6 protein-coding genes and 1 tRNA gene are annotated in these 14,539 nt (G+C 49.7%); all 7 read right to left on the bottom strand.

All coding sequences use genetic code 11. The annotated features are described in order from the left end of the window. Positions 1-1,178 precede the first annotated feature (1,178 nt). Positions 1,179-1,251: transfer RNA gene (locus M3090_RS10560), tRNA-Met, on the bottom strand. 173 nt (positions 1,252-1,424) lie between these two features. Then, on the bottom strand, positions 1,425-2,984 hold the full coding sequence (locus M3090_RS10555) for a sulfatase (protein WP_249056024.1): 1,560 nt from the start codon (positions 2,982-2,984) through the stop codon (positions 1,425-1,427). Positions 2,985-3,002: 18 nt separating this feature from the next. Beyond that, positions 3,003-4,574, bottom strand: coding sequence for a sulfatase family protein (locus M3090_RS10550; RefSeq protein WP_249056022.1), 1,572 nt, complete (start codon positions 4,572-4,574; stop codon positions 3,003-3,005). A gap of 37 nt (positions 4,575-4,611) precedes the next feature. Next, a complete protein-coding gene (locus M3090_RS10545; RefSeq protein WP_249056019.1) occupies positions 4,612-8,202 on the bottom strand; it encodes a glycoside hydrolase family 2 TIM barrel-domain containing protein in 3,591 nt (1,196 codons plus the stop codon). 108 nt (positions 8,203-8,310) lie between these two features. Next, positions 8,311-10,128, bottom strand: a complete 1,818-nt coding sequence (locus M3090_RS10540) for an alpha-L-fucosidase (protein ID WP_410553231.1) — start codon at positions 10,126-10,128, stop codon at positions 8,311-8,313. Between the two features lie 25 nt (positions 10,129-10,153). After that, positions 10,154-12,484 carry a glycoside hydrolase family 20 protein gene (locus M3090_RS10535; RefSeq protein WP_249056014.1) on the bottom strand — a complete coding sequence of 777 codons (2,331 nt, stop codon included), beginning with the start codon at positions 12,482-12,484 and terminating at the stop codon, positions 10,154-10,156. A gap of 208 nt (positions 12,485-12,692) precedes the next feature. After that, positions 12,693-14,537 (bottom strand): RagB/SusD family nutrient uptake outer membrane protein, encoded by a 1,845-nt coding sequence (locus M3090_RS10530; protein ID WP_249056011.1) that lies wholly within the window; start codon positions 14,535-14,537, stop codon positions 12,693-12,695. Positions 14,538-14,539: the final 2 nt, after the last annotated feature.

Here is a 14,539-nt window from a genome sequence, read left to right as displayed (position 1 = left end):
CTGTTGCATGGAGACCGGACGCTATTTGATGATCATTTCATGATGTCTTTTTAAAGTTTCCAGTAGTTGTAGAATTCATCCTTTCCGAATTTCTCCACTTCGTTATATTATATGGCTGGTTCAGCCGATCCTATTCTGGAAGTGATTTGTGATTGATGAGTTTCGTAGGTTCATGCTCTGTCTGTATGCTTGCTCTAGAGTAAGAAACTTACGGAAAAATATGCTCACACGATTCTTCTTCATACGTTTGTTTCATTAGAATTCGTGTTTCGGTATAGTGTGTTTGCTTTTGTGGCTATGACTGTTTTTGTTTGTATATGTTCGTGTTGCATGCTTCAATGGCGCCACATTCTAGTTCCTAATGGGTAGTCTTGCGCTTTTCACGTTGGACGGCATATTCCTGTTCTTCTCTTTATTGCTGTAACGGCAATTGATTGTTGAACAGCTTGCTTTCCTGGAATGTCCTGCGTATGGTCAGCATCAAGGCTGAAGGTAGGTCATTGGTGGCACTTCGCACGCGTCTGTGTGCATTGGAAGGTAACTGGAGCAGAACTGTACTTTTCGATTCGTAGCTACTCACGAATGATGATATTAAAGTTTCCTTATTTGTGGTCATGAGCGTTCTTGTTTGTAGTACAGTGTAGTTTTGTTCAGGTTAGTTTTGCCAAGTCTTAGGTTGCGACCCTGATTTTCGGAAAAAGCAGGTATTTCTTAACATGGCAAAGTGACTTTTGCTAACGGTAGTCGTTGATGACTTTCTTGTTCTGTTTTTGTAAGGTCGTACCATAATGCCGTTACAAACAGTGAGCTTGGTGATGTTCGCCGGAGTTGTATCAACTTTCTTTTTAAAAAAATAAACGAACTCTGTGTTGAGCTGTGTGTTGTAATATTCGGACAGATCCCAGTTGTAACTGAATATTTCACCGCAGTCTTTGTCAAGTCATTTACACTTGTGAATTATACAAGTAACTGGAGCAGTCATAGATGGGAAATCACAGATGGAATGGTAGTCGCCAAACATAGGTAATGATGCAGGCATTAAACTTATCTTCACGAAGTTGCACTTTCTTCTCATTCAGCATATGTTAAAAAACAGTCTTTTAGAAAAAGAAGTGTCTGAACTTTCTTAAATAAATTAAGGTAAGTTGCTGAATGTATGCAACTTACCTTAGATTTTGTTGCGGAGGCAAGACTCGAACTTACGACCTTTGGGTTATGAGCCCAACGAGCTACCAACTGCTCCACTCCGCGATGTTTCTTAATTCGGGTGCAAAGGTACACCCTTTATTTGGGAAAAGCAAATATTCCTTCCATTTTTTTCTTTCTCTGTGCATAAAAATGTAGTAGATATGCTGTAGAAAGGACTTTTCTTATTTTATAGATTGTATAAGGAGGAAATGAAACAGTATTTATATTATGCTTTTCTAATTTTCACTACCGTCAGGATATGGAAGTAGTTTGCCAGATGAAAGCAGAGTTGGGCGCTGTGCCTTGCGTTCTTTCAAATATTGAGTTAATAGTTGGGACAGTTCTTGTACCTTTTCAGGCATTTGTGCCGAGAGGTCTGTTTGTTCTGCTATATCTTTTTGTATATTGTATAGTCGATTGCGTCCAGTTTCCCATGAATATATTAGGTGATAATCGTCTTTTAAGATGGCTGAGTAAGCTCCATATCCTTCTTCAATGTTTTGTGTTTCTCCCCAAAGGTTAGGAAAATGCCAGACAATGGGACGTTCTCTACGTAATTCTGGAGATTTTATCATATCTATGAAACTAATGCCGTCGATAGTTTGTATAGTTGTATATTTATTGATACCGGCCATGTCAAGGATTGTGGGAAAGAAATCTTCTATCATTATGCGCTGGTTGTTTTGCGTGCCGCCTTTCGTGATGCCTGGCCAATAGACAATCATAGGTTCATGTACACCTCCCATGAAAGCTGAACCTTTTCCTGCACGTGCAGGGTAGTTCTGGTCTCGATTGGCTCGTCCCTGTCGAACATTATTGAGGCCTTGGCCGCCGTTGTCCGACATGAATAGAATGATGGTGTTCTCTCCTGTTTCGGGATTTTCTTCTAGATAGTCCAGTAAATCGCCCAAGCTTTTATCCATGCCTTCTACTAATGCGGCGTAGCGTGCTTCTTTTTCATTGAGGGTATCGTTCAGTTGTATGTCATAACGGCCTCGATAATTGTTGCTGAATCGTTTATCGTCATCGTAAGGAGAATGGACTGCATAATGGGACATATATAGATAGAAGGGTTTACCCATTTCAGTAGCACGCTTGATGTTGGCAATGGCTTCACGTGTCAAGGCTTCTGTCAGAAAGATGTCTTGTCCATGATATTTTTCCAAACCGTGTACGGCAAAGCGTGTCCCTTCTCCGAAGTTCTTAGTTCCAAGGTAGCTTCCCGGAGCTCCATTGGGGCCTCCGCCGATGTTTATGTCAAATCCCATAGTCGCGGGATCTCCGCCTGGCGTGTTGCGTGCGCCGAAATGTGCTTTACCGCAGTGAATAGTGAAATAACCATTGTCTTTCAGAATTTTGGGTAAAGAAGTGATAGGAGTGGAGTTGTTGATTAGTCCGGCTGTGTTACTCGGTTGAATACCGTTGTAGTTCCAATCAGGCAATGCGATTGTTGAACTGGTGGCATCCGTTTTTTGGTCCTTTTCCAATGTCCAGTTCGTGACACGATGGCGTGAAGCGTTCATGCCAGACATCAAACTGCATCGTGTAGGGGAGGATATGGCGCAGGCATAAGCTTCCGTAAACCGGACTCCCATTTGTGCCAAGCGTTCCATGTTGGGGGTGTGGAAGCGTTGGTTCAGGGCTGTCTGTTGATTGTTATAGAAAGGGACAGAAGTGTCTTGCCAACCCATGTCGTCAACAAGAAAGAGGATAATGTTAGGATGTGATACCTCTTGGGCGTTCGATGTCAGAGCGGCTAATATTAAACTTGAAAAAGTGAGTGTTTTTTTTATCATTTGTCTTCTATATGTTGATTAAAGGGGTATTTTTCGGGCGCGCACTTTACGGAGAATACTTTCCAGTTCAAAAACAGTTTCTGGATGTTGAATTGCTACGTTTTCTTGTTCATACACGTCGCTTTTCATGTTATATAGTTGCGGTGTAGGGCAGTTTCCGGTTTCTACTTTCGAGCCCCAAGTCATGGTAGGGCCATCATTGGCTTCTATGTATTTCCATTCAGACGTACGTACGGACAGTGTATGGTTGGCTGCTTGTTCGATGACCCATGGACGTCCCGTATACTTTTTCCCCAATAGGTTCTCTAAATAATTATGACTGTCTGGCGCACTTCCTTTGGGCAGGCGTGCATCGATAAGTGCAGCCAGCGAAGCCATCCAGTCTATTTGCGACATTAAAGCATCTGATTTACTTTGAGGCTTAATGCATTTGGGCCAGCAGACAATGGCAGGTACCCGTGTGCCTCCCTCGTAAGCACTGTATTTATAGCCGCGCAAAGGCCCGCTGGGTTTATGATTGCCCAACAATTCTTCTGCCTGGTCCTGATATCCATCATTCACTACCGGGCCGTTATCGCTGGAGAGGATGATGAGCGTATTGTCGCTTATGCCCAGTTCATCAAGTGTCTGCATGATTTGTCCTACACACCAATCGAATTGTACAATGGCGTCTCCGCGCAGTCCCATCGTAGATTTTCCTCTGAAACGTGGGTGAGGGAAACGGGGAACATGTACATCGTTTGTGGCGAAGTAAATAAAGAAGGGCTTACTGTGGTGTTTTCGTATGAATTGAGTGGCATGGAAAGTGATAGAATCGGCAATGTTTTCGTCTTTCCACAAGGCGTCCCCACCACCTTTCATATATCCGATACGGCTGATGCCATTGACTATGGATTGGTCATGTCCATGTTTGGGAGCAGGCTTTAGATTATATAACAGTTCGGGATGTTCTTTACCCGTGGGTTCACCTGCGAAATTTTGTTTATAGCTGACTTCGATTGGAGGGGCGGAAGTATCGTAATTGGCTACACATCCGTCTTCGATGAATACGCAAGGAACGCGGTCGGCCGTGGCTGCCATGATATAATGATGATCAAAGCCCAAGTCGGCAGGTGTGGCTGCCAATGGTGCATTCCAATCTTGTTCACCGCTCTTATTACCCAATCCGAGATGCCATTTGCCAAACACGGCCGTAGTATATCCAGAGTGTTTGAACATGTCAGCCAAGGTATATTGCCACGGTTGTATTATCATGGCCGCGTCTCCGTTGGCGATGTCCGTGTCAGGACGACGCCAGGCATATTCACCTGTCAACAAAGAATAGCGTGAAGGTGTACTGGTCGCTGCTACGGCATGCATGTCGGTAAAACGGATGCCTTTGGCTGCCAAACGGTCAACATTAGGCGTACGGACTCCTTGTGCACCATAGCATGACAAGTCTCCGTAGCCTAAGTCGTCTGCGTAAATCAGGATGACATTCGGTTTTTCATGTTCGTTCATCCGTTTGTCTTTCTGGGAACCCTCTGCTCCCGATGCTGTCGTGGTAAACACGGGAGAGAGGATGCTTAATGTAAGGAATAAAGGTCTCATGGTTGGTTCGTTTTGTAATCCATTTAATGATATGGTCTCATTTCACCGGTTGTATGCGCAAGGTATAACTCAGTTCCTGTTGTGGTACCCAATAAGCGGAAATTGTACCCGTATCTCGTCCGCAACTGCCGTTACCGGTGCCTCTCAGGGCGGCATCCAGGTGTAGTACGATATAAGGACGAGGTTTCAGTTCCCAAGTGTGTTGGGTGTTCATCAAGTCTTCATCGGTGTAGCGCAATGCAGAGAAAGAGACATGACCTTCTGTTTCGATACGGATACCACGTCCTTGGTTGTCGGTCAGTATCAGTTCGCGCAACCCTTCGTGGCTACCGGTAGACTGAGGTTTGATGTAGGGCCAAAGCAGTTTGTCTACAGTTGTCGTGTAGCGACCCACTGGACAGCCGTTTTTCCGGTCTGCCAGGTTTTCCCACGGACCGTGTGCATAATAGTCTATGTGGCTCATTGTAGAATCAATGCCACAAACTAGTCCGGCACGACGTAAGTCGGGTGTCTGTGGCGAGAAGGTTGCTTTCAAGTCGATGATTCCTTCGGGCGAGAAAGTATATGTGACTTGTGTTCCGCATAAACTGCCGTCTCGGGTGGTAGTCACAATAATCTTGTTGCCGTCTTTTTTTACCAAACATGTACCTTCGGTATTCAGTCCGTTGTTTACATTGGTGAATTTGTCGTTTTCTATGTACCGGTGGTTATCGTAGAGGAATCCCAGTCCTTGTGCAATGACGTTTTTCCCGTTCATTACCAATGAAACCATACGGCCAGTTTTTTTGTCGAAGGTGGCCTCAATGTTTGCATTGCGTATCGTTACTTGCAGGTCTGTTTCGACTACGTTCAGTTTTGGCTTACGTTTAGAGACGAGTACAGGCAACGAGCCTCTGGCAATGATTTCGAATTGTTGTTGTGCCACGCTATGTCCGGGTTGACTCCAACGGGTCTCATTCTTTTGACGGACGCATAGGTTCAGCAGGATTTCTTCACCTCGCTTTTGAGCCTGAACCAGATTTACTCCTTTCAATTTCAATTTGATTATCAACGAATCATCGGGTAGTATACCGTTTAGCGGCAAACTGTCGGCAGGCATCAGATAACCGTTTTTTACGGCTTGCCAGCGCAGGTAGAATCCGTCCAGCGGAATAAAGTCATACGTGTTTTTCACTGTGACTGACACTTCGTTCTTTTCGATGTTTGTATCGTAGTTTTCCAGTTTTACGTACTGGTAGACGGCTTTTACTTCTTTTAGCTTGGGCGATTCTTCCCGTGTTGGCAGTAAGATGCCGTTGGAGCAGAAGTTACCTTGGTGCGGACCGGGATAATCGTAGCCTGTGTGTAGACGATAGATGCCTTGTTTCATTTCTTGCGGGTCGTAGATAGCTTGGTCTACCCAGTCCCAGATGGCTCCGCCTATGGTCGACGTGCTGCTTTCTATGCTTTCCCAATATTCTTTCAGGTTGCCGATGGCGTTGCCCATGGCATGGGCATATTCGCAGAGAAACATGGGCTTGTCGAAACTATTGACATAAGTATCCATCCATTTCATGTTGGGATACATTTTGCTGTACATATCGCTGAAACGGTTACCGCCATATTCCTTGCCGTCGCGTGTACCTTCGTAGTGTACCGGGCGGTTGTCCAGCCGTTTGGCTGCGTCGTAGCAGGCCTGGAAGTTGCTGCCCCCGCCCGCTTCGTTGCCCAGGCTCCAGAAAATGACGCTCGGATGGTTGCGGTCGCGCAGCACCATGCGGTCGATGCGGTCTACGAAAGCTGGAATCCACGAAGGCATGTCGCTGATGCTTTGGTTGGCATGGTCTTCCAGGTCGGCTTCGTCCATGGTGTAGAGACCGTAGTAGTCGAACATGGCGTACATCTTGGCAGCATTGGGATAGTGGGCTGTGCGGATGGTATTGATGTTGTTTTGCTTCATGAGCAAGACGTCGCGCAGCATAGATTCTGTGGTGACGGCACGTCCGTACATGGGGTGCGTGTCGTGCCGGTTGACACCTTTAAAGAAGACGCGCTGTCCGTTGACATAGAGCACCGGGCCTTTTATTTTAATGTCTCGGAAGCCATATTTAGTGGAAAATGCCATTTCTTCTTTTCCTTCTTCGCGTTGGATGATGCGTACGGTGTATAAGTTGGGTGTTTCTGCAGTCCAGGGCAAGAGGCCTTTCAGGTTGAATTTTACGTCGGTTTTCAGCTCTTTTTGCTCAGGTGTGTAATCTGCTTTTATTGTTTTTTCGGCCAGCGGTTTGCCTGTCGGGTCAAAAAGTTTGATGTCGATGTCTTTGCTGCCAGCCAAGCCATCGCGGTTGTCCAAGGTCAAAGCAACGTTCAGGACTCCTGTTGTGTAATCAGATGCGGCATCCAATTGCGAGGTGATGTAGTGGTCGCGCACAGCGGCTTTGGGAGTGCTATACAGGTAGACGTCGCGGAAAATGCCACTCATGCGGAACATGTCCTGACATTCCAAGTAAGACCCGTCGCTCCAACGGAATACTTGCACAGCCAATCGGTTGCGGCCGGAACGCAGATAGGGGGTCAGGTCAAATTCAGCCACGTTGTTCGAGCCTTGGGTGTAACCTACGTATTGTCCGTTCAGGTAGACGAAGGCTGCGCTGTAAATGCCTCCGAAGTGTATGAATGTCCGGCGTGTTTCCCAGCCTTGGGGTAAGTTGAAGAAGCGGACGTATGAACCTACGGGATTGATACCGTAGTTTTTTCCTTCGTCATTGAATTTGGGGCGGGCGTTAATGAATGGAGGGGTATTGTCGTGCGGATATTCCACGTTGGCATAGATGGGGTGGTCGTAGCCAAGCATTTCCCAATTGGAAGGTACGGGGATTTTGTCCCAGCCGCTCACGTCGTAGTCTTCTTTGTAGAAATCTTGCGGACGTTGTGACGGTTCGGAAACCAACTGAAAAGCCCATTCTCCGTTTAGCAGGCAATAACGTGAGCTGTGTATGTCTGTCCAGGGAGTGGCGTAAAAGTCCTTGTCGGCCAGCATTTCGTTTTCCGAGGCATAGGGGATGTAGGTGGCGTGTCCCGGTTCTTTGTTCTCGGCAAAGATGGTTTCATTCTCCCAATAATTCTTAGAGCGGTCGCTCATCATCTGTTCCGATTGTCCCGGCATGGGCACAGGACTGGCTATGATTCGGAAGAAGGTTTCCCGTTGGTCACCGGCTTTGTCTTTAGGAAGCAGGCGCAGGCTGCCCTCTTTGTCGCAGGCCAGCAGCAAGTCCATGCTGTTCGATGGGATGATTTGGAAAAACTTGCCTTTCGGACGGATGGTCCACAGTTGTGATTCGTCCGAACCGTTGTTCTCGGTGATGCCCGCCGTGTTGTCTGACGTGGCATGAATGGCTTTGTTCTCGAAAGGTGTGATAAAGCGGAAACTGCCGGACAAGTCGGTAATGCTCCATTGCTGTTGCAGGTCTTCATCGTCTTGTGTCACCAATACGGCGCGGGTGCTTCCCGTTTGGTAGCCTATGACTTTGCCGGTATGTCCGGCTGGTTCAAGGTTGTATAGTTTGTCTTTGGCAAACTTTTGGGCTTGCATCGAGCCTGTCAGGGCAACTAACAGGCAAAGAAGAAAGGTGGCAACTGTTTTTCTCATGATTCTTTATGGATTAATGTTCGTTTGCTTGAATGGAGAACGAAGAATGAGGCTGGTCTGCTCACTCTCCATTCTCCATTGAGGTGACCAGTGTGCATTGATTCTTGCTTACCGGTCGAGCGTTATCCCGAGTTCTTTTATGTCTACGGTGGCCGCTTGCCCCTCAGGGTTAGTGGCCTCCAGGCGGATGAAGCGTGCTTGGGTGACTTCCTTCAGTGTCACGGTTTGCGGCACGGGGTTGTGCATGATGTTGCTAAATTCGCCGGGTGTGGATATTGTGCTCCATCGCTGTCCATCTATGCTGGTGCTGAATTGATAGCGGAAAGCCATTGTAGGCCGGGCTTCGCCGTTCAGCGGGGCATAGGTGAAGGCTTTCAGGGAGACGGCTTTACCCAGGTCTATGGTCAGCGGATGGGTAGATAGCACTTTCCATGAGTCTCGTGGCAGGTCGTTCCATTGTGTTTCGTCTTGGCTCTCGGTCAGGGGAGGGGCGTAGTAGGCGGCTACGTTGCTGATGTTGGCTTTCAGACGGGTGGACAGCAGTTTGAGGCGTACCTGGGTGGCTTCTGTTTCGGGGAAGCGCAGCAGGCGTTTGTAGCCGATGGTAGTGCCTTGGCCCAGTGTTTGCCATTGTCCGTCCACCAAGGCTTCTACTTCGAAGCTCTCTACGCGTTGGCCTTTGGAGATGTCTTCTTGTAGGAGAACGACGTTGATGCGCGACCCTTCTTTCAGCGTGTATTCGTGGCTTTCGCCTCCGGCGGCTGACCAAAGCACTTGTCCGTCTGTCACGCGGTTGTCGGCAAAGGTACGGCTACGATAATCGGCAAATTCTTTGAGCCGTTGCACGTCGTTCTCGTGGATGAGTCCGCGGCAGTCGGGTGGAATGTTGAGCAAGAGTACGGAGTTGTAGCCTACTGATTGGAAATAGATGTCCGTCAGGTGTTTCAGACTTTTCACTTGGCTGTCTTGGTCGGCGTGGTAGAACCATCCGGGCCGGATAGACACGTCTACTTCCGACGGATACCAGAACAGTTCGTTGGCTTTGGCCAGTATGTCGCGGCCACCCAGGTCGGGCGATTTGGGGCGGATGCCCAGGGCGCTGTTGACGCTGTCCGAGCGGGTGTAGATGCCGGGTGCCAGCACGGTGGCGCTCCATTCGGTTTCGCGGCCCAAGCCTTTTTCGTTGCCTACCCAGCGCACGTCGTCGCCCATGATGGCCATGACGGCTTTAGGCTGTAAGGTCTGGATGGTTTTGTAGAAGGCTTCCCAGTCGTACACTTGTTTTTTTCCGTTGGGGCCTTCGGCGCATGCGCCGTCAAACCATACTTCGTGCACTTCGCCGTAGTTGGTCAGCAACTCGGTCAGTTGGTCGATGAAGAACTGGTTGTAGCGGGGCGAGTCGCCATAGCTTTCGGCGTTGCGGTCCCAAGGCGAGAGGTAGACGCCAAATTTCATGTCGTATTTGGTGCATGCGTCGCGCAGTTCTTTCACCACGTCGCCTTTCCCGTCTTTCCAGGGCGAGGAAGCTACGCTGTGTCTGGTGGTTTTAGTGGGCCACAGGCAGAAGCCGTCGTGGTGTTTGGCTGTAAGGATAACCATTCGGAAACCAGCTTCTTTCAGCGTACGCACCCATTGTTCGGCGTCCAGCTCGGTCGGGTTGAACAAGGCCGGGTCTTCTTTGCCGTCGCCCCATTCGCGGTTGGTAAAGGTGTTGATGCCGAAGTGCAGGAAAGCGGTCAGCTCCAGTTGTTGCCACTCCAATTGTTGGGGCGAGGGTACGAGGCGGGCTGCCATGTCTACTTTTTCTTCCAGGGTAGCTCCTGGCGGAAAGCTGATGTGCTTGACGAAGTTCTTTTCGCTTCGCTGTGAGCATCCTTCCAGTGCGGAACAGGCGAGCAAGCACAGCACAATAGCTAACAGGTTGATTCTCTTCATGGTTATCTTTCGTTTGTCAGTTGATAATGATTTCGTCTATATACACGCGCGAGGGTTGCCCCGGACGCACATGGTTGTCAGGGCAATTGCCGGGGGTGTCTAGCGTGAAACGCACGTAACGTCCTTTTTGCCCGGGAGTGGCCACGGTCAGGTCTTCGATGAAATTGCCTTCTTGGAAGATGTCGCTGTCGGCATATTCCAGCCGTCCGATTTCTTTGAAGGTCTGGTTGTCATCGGATACTTCTACAATGACTCTCCTTGGCTTGTGGACTGCCATGCCGTAATTGGTGACGCAGCCCACGGTGCATTGGTCAAAGCTTTCTGTCTGCTGCAAGTCTATCGTGAGCGAGTAGTCCTTGCCCAAGTCGCCCGTATACCATTCGAAATCCGTCTGTTTCAGGCTGCCTCTCAGACCGTTCACCACGATGTCTGCCGCTTGTGGCGTGCCGCTCAGCGGTTTGGCTGTCGCGCGGTTCCATGCCAAGGGGAGAACCAGTAGTTCGCCCATTTGTTCACCATTGGCAAAGGTAGCTGCTTTTATGGTTATATCCTTGTCTGCGAGTATTATTTCTTTGTACAATGTTGACGAGGCATTGGGCTGGCTGCCGTCTGTGGTGTAGCGCACTTCTACGTCCGGACGTTCGCACTCCAGGCTGACTGCCAGCTTCCCTTCCGCAGTGGGGTGTATGCTGTGTTGTATGTTATACATCGAGTGTGCCGTTACGATTCCTTTTTGAGCCAGGTGGCCCAGGTAGTTGTCCAGGCCTTTCAGGAAGGTTGTCCAGTCTTTGCGCCCCTTGGGCACCCATGCCGTTTCGGCCAGTGCGGCCAGACGGGGGAAGGTGAGGTAGAACACGTCGTCGGGCTTGCTGCAGAACTCTGTCCACATGCAGGCTTGTACGCCCATCAGCAGAGGCTCGTATTCCGGTTTCCAGTCGGCTTGCACAGGTTCGTAGTCATAGACGTTCTTCAGCGTGTTGTTGCCAAAGTAAGTGGTCGGTTCGAACCATTGCGGGCCTTGGTAGCGTATGAGGTAGAGCACCCGGGCCGGAGCCATGATGAAGCGATGCCCCTGGGCGGCGGCTTTCAGGGCGGCTTTGCCAAAGCCTTGCCAGCCCAGGATGATGGACTCTTCGGGCAGTTGGCTGTTGGTCAGTTCGTCCCAGCCGATGACTTCTTTGCCGTGGCTGCGCACGTAGTCGGCCATGCGTCCCATGAAGTAGCCTTGCAAGGCTTCTTCGTCTTTCAGCCGTTCGTGGCGGATGCGGGCTTGGCACAGCGGACACTTTTGCCAGTTGCTTTTGTTGGCTTCGTCTCCTCCCAAGTGTATGTAGCGCGAAGGGAATAGGGTCATGACTTCATCCAGCACGTCTTGCAGGAAGGTATAGGCGCGGTCGTTGCCGGCACAGAATATGACTTCTGCGTTCCGGCCTCCCAGCCCTGGTAATACACCGATAAATTCTTTTACCACCGGGCAGGCATATTCCGGATAAGCGGCCAATGCGGCGTTGGAATGGGCGGGGATGTCAATCTCCGGGATGATTTCAATTTGTCGGTCGGCGGCATAGCGGATGATTTCTTTCATGTCCTCCTGCGTGTAGAAGCCACCTACGGGTGTCGGTTCGTCGCGTTTCGGGTTGCGGCGGTCGGGGAAAGGTTGGTTGCCCCGGTCTACGCGCCATGCACCCACTTCGGTCAGGCGCGGATATTTCTTAATCTCCAGTCTCCAGCCGTTGTCGTCGCTCAGATGTAAGTGCAGGCGATTGATTTTCAGCATGGCGATGCAATCTATCATGCGCATCACGTCTTCTTTGGGCAAGAAGTAGCGCGATACGTCCAGCATGTAGCCACGGTATCCGAAGCGAGGCTCGTCTTTGATGCTTACGGCGGGGATTATCCAACGGTTGTCGGCAGAATATTCTCCTTCGATGGACGGAGGAAGTAGCAAGCGCAGGCTTTGCAGAGCATAAAAGAAACCGCGGGAATCGGAGGCCTTGATGTCGATTTGTTTAGGAGTTACTTGCAGTTCGTAAGCTTCGGCTTTCAGCGTGGTGTCTTTGAGAAGGCGTATATCACCCTTTTCACCTATCTGTACGGCAGGAGTAAAGCCGCCTGCATGGGTGAAAAGGTTGGCAAAGCCTTCGGCTACGGTTCGCTCATCTTCGCCGGGGATGCTTAAGACGGTGTTTGCCGTGATGCGGAATGAGCCGTCGCTTTGCTCACTCGAAAGAGGTTGGGGAACGAGGAATGCGTCCGTATTCTCAGATGTTCCGATACAGGCGGACAGGGCCAGGACGGCAGACAGCACGCAAATCAACATTCGGTTGGTGATATTCAGGTTCTTCATTGGAAGCGTTTTTTTAGGTTCATAGTCGTATGGAAGATTTGTCTGGGTCGGGATTTGGGGGTGCGAGGCGGAGCATTGTTCCGTTCCGGCCAAAGTATGAGAAAGTCCGCACGGTTGCAACATTGCAACACCTTGCAACCGTGCGGACTATGTGGCCGGGAGGAAGCCTGCCGAAGCAAGACTTCTCTCCCGTCAGAGAACAAGAGCGTTAATATCCCGGATTGTTTCCGGTGATAGACGGGTTGGCATCTATTTCCGTTTGTGGGATGGGGAAGAGCATCATCTTTTCCAAGAAGTCGGCCGTCAGGTTACCGTTGTTGTACAGACGCTCCGTGAAGGCGTTGTTAGATTCGCTGTAATAAGTGTTTCCTGCCTGAACCATTTCGTGCTGGTTGTGGTAGTCCAGGAAATCTTGCAAGAACTCCGTTCCGCGCAGGCGGGTCATGTCCCAAATATCCGGCTCGCCCCACAATTCGAAGATACGTTCGTAGTACAATTTCTCGCGAACTGTTGTTTGGTCCAGTGTGCTGCTCCAGTCGGCAGGTTCGGTGGCTGCCTTTTCGCCGGCCGAATTGCGGGCGCGCTCCAATACTTCGTTGGCCAATGCAACTGCCCGGGATGGGTTGCCCAATTCGTTGTACACATCTGCCATCAGCAGCAACATTTCAGCGTAACGGTATACCATCAGGTTCTTATGGGCGGCCTGGGCAGCTTGCTGTTGGTCGAATGCCTTGCCGTACGACGGATAGTTGATGGCATTTCCTTTGCGTGCGAAAGTATTTTCCGCTTTGCGCAGAGCCGTGATGCGGGCTTCTTCTTGCGCTGTGGCATCAGCAGGAATCTCCAGATTTTCCAACTCATCCAAGGTCATTCCATAGGGTACAGTGGTGACAAATTGTTTCAGGACAGGATTCCCGCTGTTGTTCAAGACAGGCTCTCCTTCTGCATCCAAGATATAAACACCGGGTACCGTGTAGGTCAGGTACGGATAGGCATAGGTAGAATCGTTGGGCGACAACTCTGCGCCGACTTGCGGCTTCGGGCTGGATTGATTGTTGCCATTATAGCTTCTCCATTGTGTCATGAAAGTGGTTTTCATACGTGGGTCGCCCGGATAGAAACCTCTTTGCAGGTCATACGCACTGTATGAGAAAGCAAACGTGGTCCAGTTGATACCCGTTGTCGAACCGTTAGGACACAAACGGTTGCTGCCTCGGTTGTAGGCTGCTGAGGCATCTCCTATAAAGTTTATCTGGAAGATAGCTTCTTTGGAACCGGTTACCCATTCGCCAAACAAGTCTGCATAGTTGCTTTCCAGTTCGTACGGGCCATGTTCATACACGTCGTCAAAGTATGTTTTGGCATTTTCCAGGTTTTGCTGCGTGTCGATGCCCAAAACTGCCATTTTGTGGTAAACCTTGCCTAAGTAAGCCTTAACCGTCCAACGGCAGGCGCGTTCATTTTCTTCCGCCTCTTCGCTGATGGCCAATGCATCTGTCAGGTCTTGTATGATTTGCTTGAATACATCCTCGCGGGGCGTGCGGGGCATGGCGATACCTTCGGAGGTAGAAGCTACCGTTTTCAGTGGCACGTCGCCGAAGAGTGTTACCAGATTGAGGTAAGCCACGGCACGCAGGAATTTGGCTTCACCTACGTACTGCGTGATAAGCTCTTCGCTCAGTCCGCTGCCTTGCATGTTTTCAATGAAAGCATTCGATTCGGAAATAACTTTGTACAAGCCGTCCCACATCGTTCCTACTTGTCCAATGCTTGGCGTAGGGCTGAGGCTGACAAACAAGTCTTGGTCGCTGGCATTGCGCTGTGCCCACGCATGTCCGCCTACGGCGATAAGTACTTCTTGCATGTTTTGGCCATATACGTTGCCGGTTGCAAAGTAAGAGTAGCAACCGCGCAAGGCCAGATTGGCATTCTCTGGGTTCGAGAATACGATCTCGTTGTTTTGGCTGTACAGCGGATCTTCATCCAGACAAGACGTCAGGCTGAAGGCTGCTGCCATCGACAAAATCAAGTATTTATATCCTTTGAATTTCATAA

It is taken from the genome of Bacteroides sp. ET71 (assembly GCF_023336905.1).
Taxonomy (GTDB): domain Bacteria; phylum Bacteroidota; class Bacteroidia; order Bacteroidales; family Bacteroidaceae; genus Bacteroides.
The sequence above is the reverse complement of the archived record's forward strand: the minus strand, read 5'-3'. Positions and strand labels throughout refer to the sequence as shown.

What these genes read in the sequence shown, in the direction of transcription:
- M3090_RS10535 (WP_249056014.1), bottom strand. Translation starts at nt 12,484, where the DNA reads ATGAAGAACCTGAATATCACCAACCGAATGTTGATTTGCGTGCTGTCT.
- M3090_RS10555 (WP_249056024.1), bottom strand. Translation starts at nt 2,984, where the DNA reads ATGATAAAAAAAACACTCACTTTTTCAAGTTTAATATTAGCCGCTCTG.
- M3090_RS10545 (WP_249056019.1), bottom strand. Translation starts at nt 8,202, where the DNA reads ATGAGAAAAACAGTTGCCACCTTTCTTCTTTGCCTGTTAGTTGCCCTG.
- M3090_RS10530 (WP_249056011.1), bottom strand. Translation starts at nt 14,537, where the DNA reads ATGAAATTCAAAGGATATAAATACTTGATTTTGTCGATGGCAGCAGCC.
- M3090_RS10550 (WP_249056022.1), bottom strand. Translation starts at nt 4,574, where the DNA reads ATGAGACCTTTATTCCTTACATTAAGCATCCTCTCTCCCGTGTTTACC.